We start from the raw sequence: 18,829 nt of genomic DNA, 5'->3' as shown, positions 1-18,829 counted from the left end.
ACTTTAACAATTGTTGAACTTAATGTTGAAGGAGCAATTATGATTACATTGGAAAATGATTTACTTGAATTTGATATTACAGGAATTTTAGGCTATGAAATCAATCAACATATTGATTTTTATAATACTGGAGTCGAAGAAGCTTATGCGGCAATAAAAAATAAAGATGACAGAACAGCACTGTCCATTTTAAGAATATTAAAATCACAACTAGACATAGAGTATAAGTATTTTGATTCTAAAAGGTTTTGGGATTTTGGTGCATTAAACGATGCTTATAGTTATGTTGATGGTATAAAAAGAGCTAGTCGAGCATTGGTGGGAGCACCCAATTATCGAAATATGAAATCCATGCTTTATGACATTCAAGATTATATGACTAGAACAAGGTTTGACGATGATAGGTATTACGGGAACATATTCGCTTTAGCTGTTGACAGATATTTAGATGAGATGATGCCTTCGGAACGTCATTCGCGTTTAGGAATATTCCTTCAAGGGATTAGAACATTTTACCATCGACCAGGAAAAGGTACAGCAAAACAATGTCATGCTCTATCTAAAGGTCTCCGTTCCAAGGATATAGAACCTTTTGTCTTCATAGAGTATATTGAGAAATATTTGCGATAATTTATAATGCACTCCGTATATCAAATGTACAAAACAATAACAATTCAAATGGTGTGAACTTTTGGTAAAATATAGCTCAATTTGTGTATTTTTAGGGTAAAATTCACACCATTCAATTGAAAGTTATTCAAATTAGATGAAATATTTCTTTCTTAAAATGTGGGGAAACATTGATATTAAGCATATATTGAAATTCATTCAAATGCGAGATGTTCAAAAAGGGATTGAAATTTTATTGTCAATCCCTTTTTTAGATAAAGAAAATAATAATGGTGCTAATTAGGATTAATACCTAAATAAGTTTTAATTTTCTTTTCAAGAAAATCAATATGTTGGTTAATTTCAGTTTGTTGCTTATGAAGTTCATCAAGTTGAAAAAATAGTAGTCTAAGTCGTTGAGGAATTGTGGAGTCTCCTTTATATCTTAGGTCAGCGTATTCTTGCATATTTTTAATAGACATTCCCGTCTTTTTTAATCTAATAATGAATTGAGTCCACGCTATATCAGAGTCATCATAGTATCTACGATTATTTTCTTCTCTGTGTGAGTAAATCAATTTTTCTTGCTCATAGTATCGAAGTGTGGGAATAGGAAGTCCAGTTTTTTTAGCAAATTCTCCAATAGAATAGTGAGCCATAATATTCCCCCCTTTATTTTTTATTATTTTAGCATAATTTTTAAAAAAATCAAAAAAATTTCAGTTTTCTCTTGACATAAAGTGCACTTTACTATGTAAAATACATAGTATCAAAGGAAAATGAAGCATTTGCTGCACAATCAATAGCTTGCATAAGACAATTGGGAATCAATGATATGGATAAGGTTAATCCTAAGAGTGGTGCCATTGCTTTAGGGCATCCAGTTGGAGCTTCAGGAAGCAGAATACTGGCTACTCTAATTTATGAGTTGATTGAAAATAAAGGAAATTATGGAATCGCTTCTTTGTGTATCGGTGGCGGAATGGGAGCAGCGACTCTTATAAAAAATGCAAATAGCAATCTGTAAAGGAGAAAATAGTATGGAACAAACGAAGAATTATACTTGTATTACTGGAGCCAGTGCTGGTATAGGAGCGGAGACAGCAAGACAATTTGCAAAATTAGGAACGAATCTTATTTTAATTGCTCGGCGTCAAGAACGACTAGAAGAATTGAAGCAAGAGATTTTGAACCATTATCCGGATTTAGATGTTGTTATTAAAGTTGTTGATTTATCGAAGTCCAGTAATGTTTTTGCTCTTTATGAAAGCTTGAAAAAATATCACATTACTACTCTAATAAATAATGCTGGTTTTGGAAATTATGATAAGGTTGAATCTCAAGATTTAGAAAAGATAATAACATTAATCCATCTAAACATTGAAGCTTTAACAATTCTATCAACTCTATATGTGAGAGATTATAAAGATTGTAAAGGCGCTCAATTGATTAACTTATCATCTAGAGGCGGATACATGATGGTTCCAAATGCAGTTACATACTGTGCAAGTAAATTTTATGTCAGTGCTTTTACAGAAGGCTTGGCATTGGAACTAGAGGCAAATCAACATCAATTAAAAGCTAAGGTTTTAGCTCCAGCTGCCACAAAAACGGAATTCGGTCAAGTTGCTACAGATTCTAAAGAATATGATTATGATGAGCATTTTGCTAAATATCACACAAGTGAAGAGATGGCACAATTTTTGATGGAATTATATCAAAGTGACAAAGTTGTTGGTTTAGTTGATGTTACAAATTTTGAATTTCATCTTAGCGGACCACTACTTAAACATTAATTATTTTAATAAATATAGATAATGTGGTATCGATTAATAGTTGCAGTCGTTTTATGATAAGAAGAAAGCTTCTGAAACGTTAGATTTCAGAAGCTTTTTGTATTTAAGTTTTGAGTAAGTTATAATTTTCTGTGATATTTAGGATATTTAAAAAATATACAAGTGTTTTTGTAGATTAATTTACAATTTTTCCAGTATTTTACCAAGTAGTTCTTCTAACTTTCCTAAGTCCCCATAGACTGTCCCATCCATATAAAGATTGTAAACTTCATCATCTTGTTCCACGCGTATTTGTGCAGAGTATCCTTTTGATAATGCTAAGGAACGAATGACTTCTCGTTGAGTTCGTCCATTCCCTTCTCGAAAGGGATGGAAATAATTAAGATTATCAAGAATTTTTGCTAATTGTTTAATAATCTCATCTTTTGAATTAGCAGTTTGATAATAGGTATGAATAAGGCGGTTTATATATGCTTGGGCAGTACTGAAAGATTGTATTGACATAAAAGGATTCCCATTTTTTGAGATATTCACCTTGCGAAATTGTCCCGCCCAAGCATAGACATCTTGAAATAAATATTTATGAATGGCTAAAATATCACTAATGGAGTAGACTTCTATGGTTTTCAAGCGCAAGTCTGCAAGCCTTCTAGTAACGAATAAATGCTCATTCCGGTAGGCTTCTTCAATATTTGTAATATTTTGTTTGTTGATTAAGACTGTAGAATTTGGATAGGTATATTGGTGATTGGGGTCAATGTACTCATAGCCTTCGTATTGATTTTTAACCAATATTCAATTCCTTTCGTCTGTTGATAACATAAGTTTTTAAGTCAATCACATCTTGAACAGTAGGTTCATAATTTTCAATCATTGATGACCCAATAGCATACCAGACAGTATCAAAATCTGAAAAGTTATCAAAGGGAATCCCTAAAATTGTTAATTCTTCTTTATTTACATCAAGAGTCATGGCACACCTCCTTGTATAGAGTTATCCTTATTATACCATAAAATCGGTATTTTCACCTAAAGGATAGAGACTGTTATTAAAGTATGAATTTATGATAAAATAATTTTATTATAAAAAGAAATAACAGAGGTATAGCATGGAGCCATATATTACAGAAGCTTTAGTAAAAGCAGGGATTGAGTTGGGAACTCTAACATTTAAGGGAACAACAACACTAGTGAATAGTAAAATTCAATCATTAAAGGAAGAACGTAACGCCGATAAATTACGAAATACTTATGATGAAATTGTAAATGAGTTACTTTCGGAACGAGAACAGGCAATTAGAATTGCTCAGGCATATAAAGAAGAATATGAAAAAGTACATATTGACGATAAAGATATCGAGTATTTGCACAACACTTTAGAACGGGTTATTTCTCTTCTATCTTCATTTACCAATGTTGAAGATGGGAAAGAAGATTCAATGAAACAATTGGTTGCTTTACTTAATAAGGATACTTTAAAGACTATGTAATTATTAGGATTTAATTACAAGGAGGCGATAGGAGAACCTTTAACGGAGGTTTGCTCAAATGCTATAAGAAATAAATTAGGAAGTCTATCATCTAAGAAAAATGTACGTAACAAAAAATAATTGAACCAATGGTGTGAACTTTTTGGTAAAATCTAGCTCAATTCGTTTATTTTTAGGGTAAAATTCACACCATTCAATTGAAAGTTATTCAAATTAGATGAAATATTTCTTTCTTAAAAACATGGGGAAACATTGATATTAAGCACATCTTGAAACTTATTCAAATAGAAATGTTTCCAACCAGGTCATACGCAAAGTTTTTATTTGTACCAAATTGAATTTTATTCTATTTGTATATGAAATCTCATTTAGTTAAATTACCTTTAAATTCGGTATATTATTGTTGATTGTAGCTCGTTAAAACAATTAGAATGCTTGCAATCGGCATAGGAAGAAACGGCTTTGAAGGAGCGAGACGACGAATGATGGTGATAACCGATTCGTTCTGTCTCGCTCTTTTTTTGACCGCATAGGCGCCATTTTTGACCGCTTAGTCAAAAGTCCTTGTCTCCAATATGGGCTTTCTGCTATCATAGAATCATCAAAGGAAGCAATACTTCCAATTAATGAAAAAGAGGTATATGATGATGAAAAAATTACTTGGACTTGGATTTATTCTGGCAGCTCTTGCGGTTGTCACAATGGGAATGGTTGGCTTTCCAAAGATCGATGTGAATATCTGGCCTTTATTCCCCGTTCTCTTATTTGCCTTCTTCACTCTTGAAAATCTGATGAAACAGGACTACAAGGCAAGTGTTATCTGCGCTTTGATCGCGTTGATGATCGCAAACGCGATCTACGATCTCTTGCCGGTTTCAAATGGCTTAGTGATCACAGCGGGTGTCCTTACTTGCGTGGGTCTTAGTTTTCTTTTGCCGGATAAGAATAGCAACAAATAAAGTAAAGAGACTGGGACAAAAGTCCTAGCCTCTCAATTGTCTTTGGATTGTCGAGCAAGACGCAGTGGTTGAGTGGGCTCTACTACGCTGATTTCATCAGCTTTTACAGCCCTACTCAACTATGCGGAGGTGGGACGACGAAATCGAATTCTAACGAATTACCGATTTCTGTCCCACTCTCTCTTTTACTTCTCAAAAACTACCTCTTGATGGGCAAAATGTGCCACTTACTGAAAAGCCCTTGTTTTGTTTTCAACAGCTGTTATAATGGTACTATCAAAACGTTGGGAAAGGAGTTTTATGAAAGTTAGAATCGAATTGGATCCATCAATGGATGAACCTGAGATCTTGATTCGAGCCCCGCGCTTGACCCCGGAGTTGACCCAGCTGCAAGAGAGAATCCTAGAACAAAAAGTCGCTCCATTAGCCTTCTACAAGGACCGAAGTGAGTATTTTCTAGATGTAGCATCGATCCTCTTTTTTGAGACGGATGGGGAGAAGATTTTTGGACACACCAAGGATGAGGCCTATGAGGTCAAGCAGAAGCTCTATGAGTTGGAGGAGCTGCTTCCCATCGCCTTTTGTCGGATTTCCAAATCCACCATTGTCAACGCAAAGCAGATCTACTCTCTGGAAAAGTCTTTTTCAGGGACCAGCACGGTCAATTTCTACCAGACCCATAAGCAGGTCCACGTATCTAGACGCTACTATCAACTCTTAAAAGAACGACTAAATGAAATGAGGTAATATCATGAGAAAAAAATTAATCGGAGTATTCTTAATCTTATTAGCAGCCTTACTCCTCTTACAAGGCTATTTTGTAAAATGGGATATCAGCATCTGGACCTTAGCTTGGGTCACCTTGCTTGCAGTCCTGTCCCTCTCTAGTTTCTTGAAACGCCATTTTGGTTGGGGCTTCATCTATGGACTTTTAGCTCTCTTTTGTCTCAATGGGCAATACCATTTCCTTCCGGTGTCAAATTCAGTTGTCATCCTTTCTTCAATTCTCGCTGTGATTGGACTTAACATCTTGTTCAAACCCTCTAAGAAAACAAAAGCCCGCCTAGCTTCCTATTCTGCTGGGTCCATGAGTAAGTCTGATGGCAATGACATCGATGTCACTTTTTCCACAGTGACAAAATATCTCAATGACCAACACTTTACCCACGGAAGTGCAGATGTGAGTATGGGAGAAGCATCGGTTTATTTTGACAATTGCCACATCGAAGGTCCTTCTGCTCAGTTTGTTGTCGATGTTTCCCTTGGAAGTTTGAGCCTCTATGTGCCAAGTGATTGGCGCGTCCATGTTAATGTGGATAATTCCCTTTCAGCGATCCAACATCAGGAAAATCCAAGTACTCTCACTAGCAAGGATTTCTACATTACGGGCGATGTTTCCTTAGGAAATCTGGAAATTATCTATGTAGGCACGAATTCGTTTTCTTAAGCCAGAAATGAAAAACTTTGTCCAAAAGCTTGCCAAGAGAGATTTTTTTTGGTAATATAGTACGGTATGTGGTGCTAGCACATCCGTTATATTAGATCTAATAGGAGGAAACACAGAAATGGCTAAAGTATGTTATTTCACAGGTCGTAAGACTGTATCAGGTAACAACCGTTCACACGCTATGAACCAAACAAAACGTGCCGTAAAACCAAACCTTCAAAAAGTAACTGTCCTTATCGATGGTAAACCTAAAAAAGTTTGGGCTTCAGCTCGTGCATTGAAATCTGGTAAAGTAGAACGCGTTTAATAAAGAATATAGAACCTCATAGAGGTTCTTTTCTTTTTCTCTAGAGACAGCTGTCACAGCGGGAGAAGAATAGTCCCTACCCTTTTACAGTTGACCTCTTTTATGGTAAAATAGAATATAAAATACTTTTGAGGTAGAAATTATGACAGTAAAAATCAATACAAAGGACGGTCAAATTGAATTGACTGATGAGGTTATCGCAACTGTTGTAGGCGGTGCTGCTACTGAGATCTTCGGTGTGGTTGGAATGGCCAGCAAAAATGCGATCAAAGATAATTTCCAAGCCCTCCTAGGGAAAGAAAACTTCTCTAAAGGTGTTGTTGTCAAAACAACGGAAGCAGGAACTATCGCAGTTGATGTTTACACTGTTTTGAGCTATGGAACAAAAATTAGCGAAGTCTCAAAAAATATTCAAGAACGTGTGAAATTTAGTTTGGAAAATCAACTTGGAATCACTACGGATACTGTGAATGTCTATATTCAAAATATCAAGATTGTGGGAGAATAATCGTGGCTAATATTACTACAAGTTTATTTCAAGAAATGGTTCAAGCGGGGGCTACGCGCTTAAATAAACAAGCGGAATATGTAAACTCTTTGAACGTCTTTCCTGTACCAGACGGGGACACAGGAACCAATATGGGAATGACCATCGAAAATGGGGCCAAAGAAGTATCTGACCGTTCTGCTTCAACTGTTGGTGAAGCAGCAGGGATCTTCGCTAAAGGACTATTGATGGGCGCGCGTGGGAACTCAGGAGTCATCACTTCTCAATTGTTCCGTGGATTTTCTCAAAGTGTCAAAGACAAAGAAGAATTGGATGGAGCAGCACTTGCAGCAGCCTTTCAGTCTGGTGTAGAAGTCGCTTATAAAGCCGTTATGAAGCCGGTTGAAGGTACCATTTTGACGGTTTCTCGTGGGGCAGCCATCGGTGCCAAGAAAAAAGCAGAATCTACCAATGATGCAGTAGAAGTCATGCGTGCAGCTCTTGAAGGGGCTAAAACAGCTCTTGCGAAGACTCCAGATATGTTGCCGGTCTTGAAAGAAGTTGGTGTGGTAGACTCTGGTGGTCAAGGTTTGGTCTTCATCTATGAAGGGTTCTTGTCAGCCCTGACAGGAGAATTCATCGCTTCTGAAGAGTTCCAAGCAACACCTGCAACCATGTCAGAAATGATCAATGCAGAACACCACAAGTCAGTCGCTGGCCATGTCGCAACTGAAGACATCAAGTTTGGTTACTGTACAGAAATCATGGTCGCTTTGAAACAAGGTCCAACTTATGTCAAAGACTTCGATTACGATGAATTCCGTAACTATTTGAACAACCTTGGGGATTCCCTATTGGTGGTGAATGACGATGAGATTGTCAAAGTTCACGTCCATACAGAAGATCCAGGTCTTGTCATGCAAGAAGGTCTTAAATACGGAAGCTTGGTGAAAGTGAAAGTTGACAACATGCGCAACCAACACGAAGCGCAAGTTGAAAAAGAAGAACGTCAAGCCAAACCAGTTGAAGAAAAAGAATATGCGATCATCGCAGTCGTTGCGGGTGATGGATTGGCTGATATCTTTAAAGCGCAAGGGGTGGATTACATCATTTCTGGTGGTCAAACCATGAACCCGTCAACAGAAGACTTTGTCAAAGCTGTTGAAGAGTTGAATGCGCGCAACATCATTATCTTGCCAAACAACAAAAATATCTTGATGGCTGCTCAATCTGCAGCAGAAGTGATTGATCAACCTGCAGCAGTTGTTGAGACCAAGACCATCCCTCAAGGATTGACTAGTCTTCTTGCCTTTGATGAAAGCAAATCGATCGAAGAGAACTACGAACGCATGAGCGCTTCATTGGGCGATGTTGTGTCTGGTAGTGTGACAACAGCGGTTCGCGATACCACTATTGATGGGCTTGAAATCCATGAAAATGATAATCTTGGAATGGTCGATGGCAAAATCGTTGTTTCAAATCCAGATATGATGGAAACCTTGGAAGAAACATTCGCTCATATGTTGGATGAAGACAGTGAAATTGTGACCATCTATGTTGGTGAAGACGGCAGTGAGGAGTTGGCAAATGAATTGGCCCAAGCCCTTGCTGAGAAGTATGAGGATGTAGAAGTGGAAATCCACCAAGGTGGCCAACCGGTCTACCCATACTTGTTTAGTGTAGAATAATTGAACAGAAGGTTCCTTTCGGAACCTTTTTTTGTATATAGATAAACGAGGAGATTCCTATGAAATCAGTGTGATTCAAAGGGATTGAGACTAAAGCGAACCCTCCACTGAGGCTTTATTCGTGAGAAAAAGGAGTTTCTGCAAAAAGTCTCACATTCATCAGATTTTTATTCAAATTGAAGAGCTTGAAAAGAGGGAGAAATGGTTTGAGCAGTGGAGTTTTTAGACAAGAAAGACGCGATATGTTATACTGGTATCAGTATGTGAAAGGAGAGTTATAAAAATGAAGAAATTTTTTGTAACCCTTGGGCTAGCCATTTTGGTATTGACTGGTTGTTCGCAATCCCAAACGAAGAAAACTACAACCGCTAGCTCATCTAGCAGTTCCTCTGTTAAAAATGAAGTAAAAAATGAAGAAAAAACCACAACCTTAGTAGGAGATATCAATGGAACAAAACACCGGGATATCATCAAGTCTAAGGGAGATAAGGTTGAAAATCTTCGCATCGAAGTGACGGCTGATCTGCCCCAACAGCTTGGGACCATTGCAGCAGAAAAGTCACCTGAAGAACTCACAGCAGCTATTCAAGCTTTGTTGGAGCAAAATGAAGACTACAAGAAGTTAAAAACCGTTCCTGGTTTTAGCTTGGAATACACAGTCACACCAGAAAAGAAATTGCTCTCAACCAGTGTGATTGACCTCAACCAAATTGATGCCAAGTCTCTAGAAGAAATTTCTTACTTCAAAGATGCTGGTCTCAATGATTTGAAAAACATGAAGGCAGATGCCTTGGTCAAGGCCTTGAAATTGCATGGCATGAAAGAAGAAGGCCAGTAAGAAGAATAGAAAAAGTCGAGTGAAGTCACTTGGCTTTTTTTTAGTGACTTTTGTCATGTGAGCGAGTGACAAAATTATCTAGTGGCTGTTATTTTCTTTCGCTATAATATAGTCAGAAAGTAAGAGGTAAGGAAAAATGAAACAATGGTTCTATAAAGTGTTTACGTTAACAGTGGTGGGGATGGTCGTCTATTTGATCTTTTCAAAGGATGATAGTCTCTATTACCATTTCCCTTGGGAATTATTTGCTGGGATTGGCATCATGAGCTGGGCGGTTCAAGAAGGATTGAAAATGATCAAGGATGTTAAAAAGGAAATGGAGCAGTGAAAAAAACGGGAGTGACCTTGGTTGTTTTTGTCATCATTCCAGCTAGCCAAGCCTGCTTGAAAGGAGAGTATCATGAGCGTCATTAGAGTAGAGAACTTGAAAAAAAGCATCAAAGGAAAAGTCATTTTAGAAGATCTTTCTTTTGTGGTTGAACGGGGGGATTGTCTGGCCTTAATCGGGCCAAACGGAGCTGGGAAAACAACCTTGATGAACTGTCTTCTGGGAGATAGGAAAGTGACTTCTGGAATCATTGAAGTAGAAGGGAAGGCTCCTGGTCATCCTCGATTAAAGGCTAGTGTGTCCTATCTCCCTCAAGAGAATGCTATCGTTCAAAAGTTAACCGTGCAAGAACTGATCAACTTCTTTCGCTCTATTTATCCCAACCCCTTAACAGGGGAAGAAATTGATGATCTATTGCGTTTTACTCCAGAACAAAAGAAGCAATTAGCCAGTAAGCTGTCTGGTGGGCAAAAGCGTCTCTTATCCTTTGTGTTGACCTTGATTGGTTGTCCGAGTCTTTTGTTTTTGGACGAGCCAACTGCTGGAATGGATACGTCTACTCGCCAACGCTTTTGGGAGATCGTCGGGCATTTAAAGGATCAAGGCGTGACCATTGTCTATTCTTCCCATTACATCGAGGAAGTAGAACATACAGCTGATCGGATCCTGGTCTTGCATCAGGGCCATTTGCTTCGGGATACGACACCTCTCGCTATGAGAAGCGAAGAGGTAGAAAAACATTTCACCCTACCTCTACGCTACCAAGCTCTAGTGGCAGAGATGGAAGGTATTGGTGAAGTGGTCATTAAACCCGATGCCCTTCAGGTTGTGACACGGGATGCCAATAGTTTGTGGACTCGATTACAAGAAGAAGGATGTTCGATCCAAGAAATCGAAGTAACCAATCGAAGTTTATTGGATTCTATTTTTGAAAATACAAAGGAAGTAGGTAGAGAAGATGAAACGCATGAAAGCTCTCGGCGTGGTTGAGTGGCATTTGACCAGTCGCCAAGCTATTTATTACTTGTTATCAATTGGGATGCCCACGGCCTTTTATCTCTTCTTTTCAGGGATGTACCAGGACACGCCAGGGGCCCCCGCTCACTTTATGAGGGATTATCTCCTCTCCATGACGGCTTTTTCCATGATGTCTACGGCTATCTTTTCTTTTCCAACCGTTCTTGAAACCGATCGACTCAATAATTGGCAAAAAGTCTTGCGCCATACCCCCGTATCTATGGTAGAATATTATCTAATAAAGGTTGTGGGTCTCTTTGTCGATTTTCTCCTATCGATTGGAGTTGTCTTTACCGTGGGCCATGTGGTGCGGCATGTGAATATGTCCCTACAGGATTGGGTCTTGTCGGCCTTTATTCTCATCCTAGGAAGCCTAGCGTTTGTGGCTCTCGGTCTGGTCTTGACCCTGCTTCCTTCTAGTCAATTGATGTCTGTTGTAGGTAATCTCCTTTACATGGGACTGGCTGTCATGGGTGGACTATGGATGCCGATTAGTCTCTTTCCAGAATGGATGCAAGCCATCGGCAAATGCTTGCCAACCTATCAATTGATGGAACTGATTAAGACCTTTTTAAACAAGGGGCAGGTTAATGTCTTTGCGAGTGCCTATTTAACCTTGTTTACCCTGGTCTTATTTGTCCTTGTTATCGTCTATCGTCGTCATTCTGAGGTTCGTTCATGATTGAAAAACTCAAACATATTCACCATATGTTTTACGTAGGCTTAATCTTTATGGCCTTTCCCTTTGCTTCTATTATCTTTGGGCAGATTCCCTGGTGGCATTTCTTTTTAGCCATCTTCTTTATGATAAGCTATCTAGGAATCCTCGTTACTGAAAATAAGAAACTGACCTGGCTTTTTTGGATTTATCTTCTGCTGTATATTGCAGGAAATACCTTTTTTGTTGGAACTAGCTTTTGTTGGTTTTACTATTATCTGAGCAATATTTTGATCTATCGTTTTGGGATTCGCGATTTTCGCTCGCCCTTTCTTTGGACGGCTGTTGGATCACTACTGATCCTTTTTGGAGCCCTATTATTTAATAGGGAGATGAGAGAAAATGATTGGCTTTTTGTCCTGATCGTCTCTTTGTTTATCGCGGTTATGACCTTTAGTATGGTTCGGATGGAGATGATGGAAGAGTTGAAAGCTGACCATGCCAAACAAAACGCCCAGATCAATCTCTTGCTGGCAGAAAACGAGCGCCATCGGATTGGCCGTGATCTGCATGACAGTCTAGGACACACCTTTGCCATGCTCAGTGTCAAGGCGGACCTAGCTGATCAATTCTTAGCATTGGGTCAGGTTGAGAAGGCCCAGGAACAGGTGCAAGAGATTCAAGCCATCAGTCAAGAGTCCATGCACCAAGTCCGAGAGATTGTCGAGAACTTGAAGCAGCGAACCCTGGCAAGAGAGCTAGAAACCGTCAAGCAAATGCTGGAAGTAGCTCAAATCAAAGTGGAGATTCAGAACGAGCTTGATACTGCTAGCATCTCGCCGATCCTAGAATCTGCTCTGGCTATGGTATCTCTGGAATTAGCTACCAATATGATCAAACATGCCAAAGCGACGCAAGCTCTTCTCTCTTATCGCTCCACCGAGACAGGTGTGGAAATGGTCGCAGAAGATAATGGCATCGGCTTTGCCACAGTCTCCGATAAAGACCTGCACTCGATTCGCGAACGGATTGCCTTGTTGGGAGGAGAGCTGGAGATCAGTCATCAACACAAGCCGACCCGGATAGAAATACGGATCCCCTATCAAGAAAGGAAATAAGATGCGCTTATTAGTTGCTGAAGACCAAAGTATGTTGCGCGATGCTCTCTGCCAGCTCTTGCTCCTGCAAGAGGATGTGGAAGATGTCTTGCAGGCTGGCGATGGACAAGAGGCCATTCGTTTACTCGGAACACATCCAGTCGATATTGCGATTTTAGATATCGAAATGCCCATCAAAACAGGGTTAGAAGTGTTGGAATGGGCTAAAAGTCAACAACCCCAGCTCAAGGTCGTAATCGTTACCACCTTTAAGCGACCGGGCTATTTTGAGCGGGCTCTCAAGGCTGGAGTAGATGCCTATGTCTTAAAAGAACGCCGCATCACAGATTTGATGGCGACTCTTCATGCAGTTTTAGCAGGGCAAAAAGAATATTCGCCTGAATTAATGGAAGGGATCTTGACCCATCCCAATCCTCTAAGTCCTCAAGAAAAGGCGGTTTTAAAAGAAGTCGCTAAAGGGGCTTCTAACCAAGAAATTGCCGATCGCTTATTTCTTTCAAACGGAACCATCCGCAATTATATGTCGGCTATTTTGACCAAGTTGGATGCGGAAAATCGGACGGAGGCAGCAAAGATCGCCCAAGAAAAGGGTTGGTTATAAGGAAGAAAAGTTTCTAGGATTTCCTAGAGACTTTTTTGTGATAGACTTAGCAATTCTTGAAAGACTCTCATTATTCGGATTTGGATAGAAAATTCAGAAAATTTACTATTTTTCCTTGAAATATTTTCTAAAAATGGTATGATAGTAGCATGCTAATTTGATATACAAAGTACTGGAAAGGAGAGACATGGAGAAAATTACCTTAGAAACTGCGAAAACCGGTTCAGAGCTCGTTCTTGAAACCCTGCGTGATTTGGGCATTGACACGATTTTTGGTTATCCTGGTGGAGCGGTTTTGCCTTTATACGATGCCATCTATAGCTTTGAGGGTATCCAGCATATCTTGGGTCGTCATGAACAAGGATGCTTGCATGAGGCTGAAGGCTACGCTAAATCAACTGGAAAGCTGGGTGTCGCAGTCGTCACTAGTGGACCGGGGGCGACCAATGCCATTACAGGGATTGCAGATGCCATGAGCGATAGCGTTCCTCTACTAGTTTTCACTGGTCAAGTCAATCGTGCTGGGATCGGGAAAGACGCCTTCCAAGAAGCGGATATTGTGGGAATTACCATGCCCATCACCAAGTACAACTATCAAGTACGTGAGACGGCAGATATTCCACGAATCATCACCGAAGCTGTCCATATCGCGACGACCGGCCGTCCTGGTCCGGTGGTGATTGACCTTCCAAAGGATGTGTCTGCTTTAGAGACAGATTTTATCTATGAACCAAGTGTGAAGCTTCCAAGCTACCAGCCTACCATTGAACCCAATGAATTGCAGATCAAAAAGATTTTGAAGCAATTGAGTAAGGCTAAAAAACCAGTTCTTCTTGCTGGTGGTGGAGTGAGTTACGCTGGAGCTGCAAAAGAGTTGATTGCTCTAGCAGAGCGCTATCAGATTCCAGTAGTGACCAGTCTTTTAGGTCAAGGAACGATTGCGACCAGTCATCCTCTTTTCCTAGGGATGGGAGGAATGCACGGATCCTTCGCGGCCAATATCGCTATGACAGAGACGGATTTCATGATCAGTGTTGGTTGTCGATTTGACGACCGTTTGACAGGTAATCCAAAGACTTTCGCTAAAAATGCTAAGGTTGCCCATATCGACATTGATCCTGCAGAGATTGGGAAGATCATTGCTGTCGACATTCCTGTGGTTGGCGATGCAAAGAAAGCCTTGCAGCAGTTGCTAGCAGAGCCGACGGTTCATAACAACACAGAAAAATGGATCGAAAAGGTGACCCAAGATAAGAACCGAGTTCGTTCATATGACAAGAAGGAGCGGGTTGTGCAGCCACAAGCTGTGATTGAACGCATCGGAGAGTTGAACATGGGGGACGCTATTGTCGTCACAGACGTTGGACAACACCAAATGTGGGCAGCTCAATACTATCCTTACCAAAATGAGCGACAATTGGTGACATCTGGTGGTCTAGGAACGATGGGATTCGGTGTTCCTGCAGCTATCGGAGCGAAAATTGCCAATCCAGATAAAGAAGTTGTTCTCTTTGTCGGAGATGGTGGTTTCCAAATGACCAACCAAGAATTGGCGATCTTAAATATTTATAAGGTTCCGATCAAGGTCGTTATGCTCAACAACCACTCGCTTGGAATGGTCCGCCAATGGCAAGAAGCCTTCTATGATGGTCGGACGTCAGAGTCAGTCTTTGATAGCCTTCCGGATTTCCAATTGATGGCGCAAGCCTACGGGATCAAGAATTATAAATTTGATAATCCTGAAACTCTTGAGAAGGATTTGGAAGTCATCACAGAAGATGTACCAATGTTCATCGAAGTAGACATTTCTCGGAAAGAGCATGTTTTACCGATGGTACCAGCTGGTAAGAGTAATCATGAGATGTTGGGGGTGAAGTTTAATGCGTAGAATGTTAACAGCCAAACTTCAAAACCGCTCAGGTGTTCTGAACCGCTTTACTGGAGTCTTGTCGAGACGTCAGGTCAATATCGAAAGTATCTCTGTTGGAGCAACAGAAAACCCTAATGTATCGAGGATTACCATTATCATTGATGTTGCTTCGCATGATGAAGTAGAGCAAATCATCAAACAGCTCAACCGCCAGATTGATGTGATTCGCATTCGTGATATCACAGATAAACCACACTTGGAGCGTGAAGTGATCTTGGTGAAAGTTTCTGCACCAGCTGAGAAGCGGGCAGAAATATTGGCCATTATCCAACCTTTCCGTGCGACCGTGGTCGATGTGGCTCCAAGCTCTATCACCGTTCAAATGACGGGAAATGCAGAAAAGAGCGAAGCCCTTATTCGGGTTATTCGTCCGTATGGGATTAAAAACATCGCCCGCACCGGTGCAACTGGATTTACTCGAGATTAATTCTCACCTTAACATTGTTAACTCCGCCTTAAAAAGGCAAATAATAAAATAGAAAAGAGATTTTACTTATGGCAGTTCAAATGGAATACGAAAAAGACGTTAAAGTTGCAGCATTAAACGGTAAGAAAATTGCTGTGATCGGTTATGGTTCACAAGGACATGCGCATGCACAAAATTTGCGTGACTCAGGTCATGATGTCATCATCGGTGTACGTCCAGGTAAATCATTCGATAAAGCAAAAGAAGATGGTTTTGATACCTATACAGTAGCAGAAGCGACTAAATTGGCAGACGTGATCATGATTTTGGCTCCGGATGAAATCCAACAAGAATTGTACGAAACAGAAATTGCGCCAAATCTTGAAGCGGGTAATGCTGTTGGTTTTGCACACGGATTCAATATCCACTTTGAATTCATCAAAGTTCCAGCGGATGTCGATGTCTTTATGTGTGCACCGAAAGGACCAGGTCACTTGGTTCGTCGTACTTATACTGAAGGATTTGGTGTACCAGCACTTTACGCAGTCTATCAAGATGCTACAGGTAATGCGAAAGATATCGCTATGGACTGGTGTAAAGGTGTTGGTGCGGCACGCGTTGGTCTTCTTGAAACAACCTACAAAGAAGAAACGGAAGAAGATTTGTTCGGAGAACAAGCTGTACTTTGTGGTGGTTTGACTGCCCTTATCGAAGCTGGTTTTGAAGTATTGACTGAAGCCGGTTATGCTCCAGAATTGGCATACTTTGAAGTTCTTCACGAAATGAAATTGATTGTGGACTTGATCTACGAAGGTGGCTTCAAGAAAATGCGTCAATCAATCTCTAACACTGCTGAATACGGTGACTATGTATCAGGCCCACGTGTAATCACTGAACAAGTGAAAGAAAATATGAAAGCTGTTCTTGCTGACATTCAAAATGGTAACTTCGCTAACGACTTTGTTAACGACTACAAAGCTGGACGTCCAAAATTAACTGCTTACCGTGAACAAGCTGCTAACCTTGAAATTGAAAAAGTTGGTGCTGAATTGCGTAAAGCGATGCCATTCGTTGGTCAAAACGACGATGACGCCTTCAAAATCTACAACTAATTGTCTGTAGAAGACTAAGCAAGTTGGGACACCCTGGCTTGCTTTTTTGATCAATACACAAGAGGTATGAAATGATAACAGCAAAAGATGTGGCTAAGGCCCATAAAATATTAAGAGGAGTCGTTGTTAATACGCCCCTTGAATACGACCACTATTTATCTGAAAAATATGGGGCAAAGATATATTTGAAAAAAGAAAACGCCCAACGTGTTCGTTCGTTCAAGATTCGTGGAGCGTATTTTGCAATTTCTCAACTCTCAAAAGAAGAGCGTGAGCGTGGGGTAGTGTGTGCTTCTGCGGGAAACCATGCGCAAGGGGTTGCTTATACTTGTAATGAAATGAAGATTCCAGCGACCATCTTCATGCCGATTACAACACCTCAACAAAAGATCGGCCAAGTCCGATTCTTTGGTGGGGATTATGTAACAATCAAGTTGGTGGGGGATACCTTTGACGCGTCAGCTAAGGCTGCCCAAGAATTTACTCTCGCAGAAAAGCGGACCTTTATTGACCCGTTTGATGATCCACATGTACAGGCTGGCCAAGGAACAGTGGCCTATGAAATTCTTGAGGAAGCTCGAAAAGAATCGATTGCCTTTGATGCTGTCCTCGTTCCTGTTGGTGGAGGAGGCCTCATTTCAGGTGTTTCTACCTACATCAAAGAAACGGATCCTCGGATTGAGGTCATTGGAGTAGAGGCTGAAGGAGCACGCTCCATGAAGGCTGCTTTTGAAGCAGGTGGTCCAGTCAAATTACCAGAAATCGATAAGTTTGCAGATGGGATTGCCGTGCAAAAGGTGGGCCAATTGACTTATGAAGTAACCCGCCAGCATGTGGAAACTCTTGTTGGAGTCGATGAAGGCTTGATTTCAGAGACCTTGATTGATCTTTATTCTAAACAAGGGATCGTAGCTGAACCAGCGGGAGCTGCCAGTGTGGCATCCCTTGAAATCTTGCGCGAATACATCAAGGGGAAAACCATTTGTTGTATTATCTCAGGTGGGAATAATGATATTAACCGCATGCCTGAAATGGAAGAGAGGGCTTTGATCTACGATGGGGTCAAACACTACTTTATCGTCAACTTCCCACAACGTCCAGGGGCCCTTCGAGAATTTGTAAATGATATCTTAGGGCCAAACGATGATATCACACGTTTTGAATACATCAAGCGTGCTAGTAAGGGAACAGGCCCTGTCTTGATTGGGGTTACTTTGGCCAATAAGCATGACTATGCAGGTTTGGTCAATCGTATTGAGCGTTTTGATCCGTCTTTCATTAACTTGAACGGAAATGAAACTCTCTATAATATGCTGGTCTGAGAATAGTATAGCAACATCGTATTTCTATACAGTGGATGGTTTTTATCAAATTAAGCAATATATTTTTATGGAATATATTGCTTTTTTGTTAGGACTTGTGATATGATATGCATAAATTACAAGGAGGGATACTTTTATGTCTGTATTCTTTTTATTTCTATTGTTCTTACTGTTGGTCATAGGTGGAATTGTGATTAGCTCACTTTATGTGGTCAAGCAACAATCCGTTGCCATCATCGAACGTTTTGGTCGCTATCAAAAAATTAGCGATAGTGGCATTCATATGCGAGCGCCTTTTGGCATCGATAAAATTGCTGCACGAGTTCAATTGCGCGTCTTGCAGAGTGAGATCGTGGTTGAAACAAAAACTCAGGATAACGTGTTCGTTACCATGAATGTGGCGACGCAATACCGAGTGAACGAAAGCAACGTAAAGGATGCCTACTACAAACTCATGCGTCCAGAATCACAGATTAAATCATACATTGAAGATGCTCTTCGTTCTTCTGTGCCTAAGTTGACCTTGGATGAATTATTTGAGAAAAAAGATGAAATCGCCCTTGAAGTTCAAAAACAAGTAGCAGAAGAAATGTCAACTTATGGATATATTATTGTTAAAACCTTGATTACCAAAGTTGAGCCAGATGCTGAAGTGAAACAATCCATGAATGAGATCAATGCAGCGCAAAGAAAACGCGTGGCAGCTCAGGAGTTGG

Annotated in this window: 22 protein-coding genes and 2 pseudogenes; 21 read left to right on the top strand and 3 right to left on the bottom strand. The window is 40.2% G+C overall.

The genetic code is table 11. The features are described from left to right. Window positions 1-39: 39 nt before the first annotated feature. Entirely contained in the window at window positions 40-630 is a 591-nt protein-coding gene (locus tag PCY07_RS08590; protein WP_070659545.1) for a hypothetical protein, read from the top strand. Between the two features lie 275 nt (window positions 631-905). Here PCY07_RS08590 and PCY07_RS08585 read toward each other — a convergent pair whose 3' ends face one another. Continuing rightward, a complete protein-coding gene (locus tag PCY07_RS08585; protein ID WP_070659547.1) occupies window positions 906-1,268 on the bottom strand; it encodes a MerR family transcriptional regulator in 363 nt (120 codons plus the stop codon). A 119-nt stretch (window positions 1,269-1,387) separates the two neighbouring features. On the opposite strand from PCY07_RS08585, the pseudogene PCY07_RS08580 reads away from it, so the two are divergent. After that, window positions 1,388-1,636, top strand: a pseudogene (locus tag PCY07_RS08580) (acetyl-CoA C-acyltransferase); the annotation flags it as partial. A gap of 13 nt (window positions 1,637-1,649) precedes the next feature. Further along, window positions 1,650-2,405, top strand: coding sequence for an SDR family oxidoreductase (locus PCY07_RS08575; RefSeq protein ID WP_070659551.1), 756 nt, complete (start codon window positions 1,650-1,652; stop codon window positions 2,403-2,405). 180 nt (window positions 2,406-2,585) lie between these two features. On the opposite strand, the gene PCY07_RS08570 is transcribed toward PCY07_RS08575, so the two are convergent. Beyond that, complete coding sequence (locus PCY07_RS08570) at window positions 2,586-3,197, bottom strand: Fic family protein (RefSeq protein WP_049518566.1); 612 nt, start codon at window positions 3,195-3,197, stop codon at window positions 2,586-2,588. Then, window positions 3,190-3,378, bottom strand: coding sequence for a hypothetical protein (locus PCY07_RS08565; RefSeq protein ID WP_014713950.1), 189 nt, complete (start codon window positions 3,376-3,378; stop codon window positions 3,190-3,192). Before PCY07_RS08565 ends, PCY07_RS08570 begins: the two co-directional genes overlap by 8 nt. 136 nt (window positions 3,379-3,514) lie before the next feature. Here PCY07_RS08565 and PCY07_RS08560 point away from each other — a divergent pair. The 18 genes and pseudogenes from PCY07_RS08560 to PCY07_RS08475 form a co-directional block, all read left to right on the top strand. After that, window positions 3,515-4,015, top strand: a pseudogene (locus PCY07_RS08560) (hypothetical protein). Window positions 4,016-4,542: 527 nt separating this feature from the next. Further along, complete coding sequence (locus PCY07_RS08555) at window positions 4,543-4,854, top strand: hypothetical protein (protein ID WP_041826524.1); 312 nt, start codon at window positions 4,543-4,545, stop codon at window positions 4,852-4,854. A gap of 300 nt (window positions 4,855-5,154) precedes the next feature. Then, a complete protein-coding gene (locus PCY07_RS08550) occupies window positions 5,155-5,601 on the top strand; it encodes a LytTR family DNA-binding domain-containing protein (protein ID WP_003004160.1) in 447 nt (148 codons plus the stop codon). A gap of 4 nt (window positions 5,602-5,605) precedes the next feature. Beyond that, window positions 5,606-6,301 carry a hypothetical protein gene (locus PCY07_RS08545; protein ID WP_301355008.1) on the top strand — a complete coding sequence of 232 codons (696 nt, stop codon included), beginning with the start codon at window positions 5,606-5,608 and terminating at the stop codon, window positions 6,299-6,301. Between the two features lie 118 nt (window positions 6,302-6,419). Then, window positions 6,420-6,608: a 50S ribosomal protein L28 gene (rpmB, locus tag PCY07_RS08540; RefSeq protein WP_001140948.1), complete on the top strand. Its 189-nt coding sequence runs from the start codon at window positions 6,420-6,422 to the stop codon at window positions 6,606-6,608. A gap of 142 nt (window positions 6,609-6,750) precedes the next feature. Beyond that, window positions 6,751-7,116: an Asp23/Gls24 family envelope stress response protein gene (locus tag PCY07_RS08535; protein ID WP_003004393.1), complete on the top strand. Its 366-nt coding sequence runs from the start codon at window positions 6,751-6,753 to the stop codon at window positions 7,114-7,116. Window positions 7,117-7,118: 2 nt separating this feature from the next. After that, window positions 7,119-8,783, top strand: a complete 1,665-nt coding sequence (locus PCY07_RS08530; RefSeq protein ID WP_013904691.1) for a DAK2 domain-containing protein — start codon at window positions 7,119-7,121, stop codon at window positions 8,781-8,783. Between the two features lie 283 nt (window positions 8,784-9,066). Continuing rightward, a complete protein-coding gene (locus tag PCY07_RS08525; protein WP_195190098.1) occupies window positions 9,067-9,621 on the top strand; it encodes an SP0191 family lipoprotein in 555 nt (184 codons plus the stop codon). A 136-nt stretch (window positions 9,622-9,757) separates the two neighbouring features. Beyond that, window positions 9,758-9,949, top strand: a complete 192-nt coding sequence (locus tag PCY07_RS08520; RefSeq protein WP_061591342.1) for a hypothetical protein — start codon at window positions 9,758-9,760, stop codon at window positions 9,947-9,949. A 72-nt stretch (window positions 9,950-10,021) separates the two neighbouring features. After that, the gene (locus PCY07_RS08515; RefSeq protein WP_301355009.1) at window positions 10,022-10,939 is read left to right on the top strand and encodes an ABC transporter ATP-binding protein; all 918 of its coding nucleotides are present in this window, start codon (window positions 10,022-10,024) and stop codon (window positions 10,937-10,939) included. Further along, window positions 10,908-11,648 carry an ABC transporter permease gene (locus tag PCY07_RS08510; RefSeq protein WP_301355010.1) on the top strand — a complete coding sequence of 247 codons (741 nt, stop codon included), beginning with the start codon at window positions 10,908-10,910 and terminating at the stop codon, window positions 11,646-11,648. The genes PCY07_RS08515 and PCY07_RS08510 overlap by 32 nt, the downstream gene beginning before the upstream one ends. Beyond that, entirely contained in the window at window positions 11,645-12,742 is a 1,098-nt protein-coding gene (locus PCY07_RS08505) for a sensor histidine kinase (protein ID WP_301355011.1), read from the top strand. The genes PCY07_RS08510 and PCY07_RS08505 overlap by 4 nt, the downstream gene beginning before the upstream one ends. A gap of 1 nt (window position 12,743) precedes the next feature. Then, entirely contained in the window at window positions 12,744-13,343 is a 600-nt protein-coding gene (locus PCY07_RS08500; RefSeq protein WP_013904695.1) for a response regulator transcription factor, read from the top strand. A gap of 187 nt (window positions 13,344-13,530) precedes the next feature. Beyond that, window positions 13,531-15,231, top strand: a complete 1,701-nt coding sequence (locus tag PCY07_RS08495) for an acetolactate synthase large subunit (RefSeq protein ID WP_301355012.1) — start codon at window positions 13,531-13,533, stop codon at window positions 15,229-15,231. After that, window positions 15,224-15,700 carry an acetolactate synthase small subunit gene (gene ilvN / locus PCY07_RS08490; protein ID WP_023919316.1) on the top strand — a complete coding sequence of 159 codons (477 nt, stop codon included), beginning with the start codon at window positions 15,224-15,226 and terminating at the stop codon, window positions 15,698-15,700. Before PCY07_RS08495 ends, ilvN begins: the two co-directional genes overlap by 8 nt. Window positions 15,701-15,768: 68 nt before the next feature. Beyond that, a complete protein-coding gene (gene ilvC, locus PCY07_RS08485; protein WP_003010246.1) occupies window positions 15,769-16,791 on the top strand; it encodes a ketol-acid reductoisomerase in 1,023 nt (340 codons plus the stop codon). A 71-nt stretch (window positions 16,792-16,862) separates the two neighbouring features. Further along, window positions 16,863-18,113, top strand: a complete 1,251-nt coding sequence (ilvA, locus tag PCY07_RS08480; protein WP_003015520.1) for a threonine ammonia-lyase IlvA — start codon at window positions 16,863-16,865, stop codon at window positions 18,111-18,113. A 136-nt stretch (window positions 18,114-18,249) separates the two neighbouring features. After that, window positions 18,250-18,829: SPFH domain-containing protein (locus PCY07_RS08475; protein WP_301556732.1), on the top strand; the 580-nt coding region annotated here is incomplete at its 3' end.

This window comes from Streptococcus sp. SP1 (assembly GCF_030440005.1).
Lineage (GTDB): Bacteria > Bacillota > Bacilli > Lactobacillales > Streptococcaceae > Streptococcus > Streptococcus parasanguinis.
This window is presented reverse-complemented; position numbering and strand designations above follow the sequence as displayed.

Excerpts from the sequence above, each read along its gene's own strand:
- PCY07_RS08590 (WP_070659545.1), top strand. The coding sequence starts at position 40 with ATGATTACATTGGAAAATGATTTACTTGAATTTGATATTACAGGAATT.
- PCY07_RS08585 (WP_070659547.1), bottom strand. The coding sequence starts at position 1,268 with ATGGCTCACTATTCTATTGGAGAATTTGCTAAAAAAACTGGACTTCCT.
- PCY07_RS08575 (WP_070659551.1), top strand. The coding sequence starts at position 1,650 with ATGGAACAAACGAAGAATTATACTTGTATTACTGGAGCCAGTGCTGGT.
- PCY07_RS08565 (WP_014713950.1), bottom strand. The coding sequence starts at position 3,378 with ATGACTCTTGATGTAAATAAAGAAGAATTAACAATTTTAGGGATTCCC.
- PCY07_RS08555 (WP_041826524.1), top strand. The coding sequence starts at position 4,543 with ATGAAAAAATTACTTGGACTTGGATTTATTCTGGCAGCTCTTGCGGTT.
- PCY07_RS08550 (WP_003004160.1), top strand. The coding sequence starts at position 5,155 with ATGAAAGTTAGAATCGAATTGGATCCATCAATGGATGAACCTGAGATC.
- PCY07_RS08545 (WP_301355008.1), top strand. The coding sequence starts at position 5,606 with ATGAGAAAAAAATTAATCGGAGTATTCTTAATCTTATTAGCAGCCTTA.
- rpmB (WP_001140948.1), top strand. The coding sequence starts at position 6,420 with ATGGCTAAAGTATGTTATTTCACAGGTCGTAAGACTGTATCAGGTAAC.
- PCY07_RS08535 (WP_003004393.1), top strand. The coding sequence starts at position 6,751 with ATGACAGTAAAAATCAATACAAAGGACGGTCAAATTGAATTGACTGAT.
- PCY07_RS08525 (WP_195190098.1), top strand. The coding sequence starts at position 9,067 with ATGAAGAAATTTTTTGTAACCCTTGGGCTAGCCATTTTGGTATTGACT.
- PCY07_RS08520 (WP_061591342.1), top strand. The coding sequence starts at position 9,758 with ATGAAACAATGGTTCTATAAAGTGTTTACGTTAACAGTGGTGGGGATG.
- PCY07_RS08515 (WP_301355009.1), top strand. The coding sequence starts at position 10,022 with ATGAGCGTCATTAGAGTAGAGAACTTGAAAAAAAGCATCAAAGGAAAA.
- PCY07_RS08510 (WP_301355010.1), top strand. The coding sequence starts at position 10,908 with ATGAAACGCATGAAAGCTCTCGGCGTGGTTGAGTGGCATTTGACCAGT.
- PCY07_RS08505 (WP_301355011.1), top strand. The coding sequence starts at position 11,645 with ATGATTGAAAAACTCAAACATATTCACCATATGTTTTACGTAGGCTTA.
- PCY07_RS08500 (WP_013904695.1), top strand. The coding sequence starts at position 12,744 with ATGCGCTTATTAGTTGCTGAAGACCAAAGTATGTTGCGCGATGCTCTC.
- PCY07_RS08495 (WP_301355012.1), top strand. The coding sequence starts at position 13,531 with ATGGAGAAAATTACCTTAGAAACTGCGAAAACCGGTTCAGAGCTCGTT.
- ilvN (WP_023919316.1), top strand. The coding sequence starts at position 15,224 with ATGCGTAGAATGTTAACAGCCAAACTTCAAAACCGCTCAGGTGTTCTG.
- ilvC (WP_003010246.1), top strand. The coding sequence starts at position 15,769 with ATGGCAGTTCAAATGGAATACGAAAAAGACGTTAAAGTTGCAGCATTA.
- ilvA (WP_003015520.1), top strand. The coding sequence starts at position 16,863 with ATGATAACAGCAAAAGATGTGGCTAAGGCCCATAAAATATTAAGAGGA.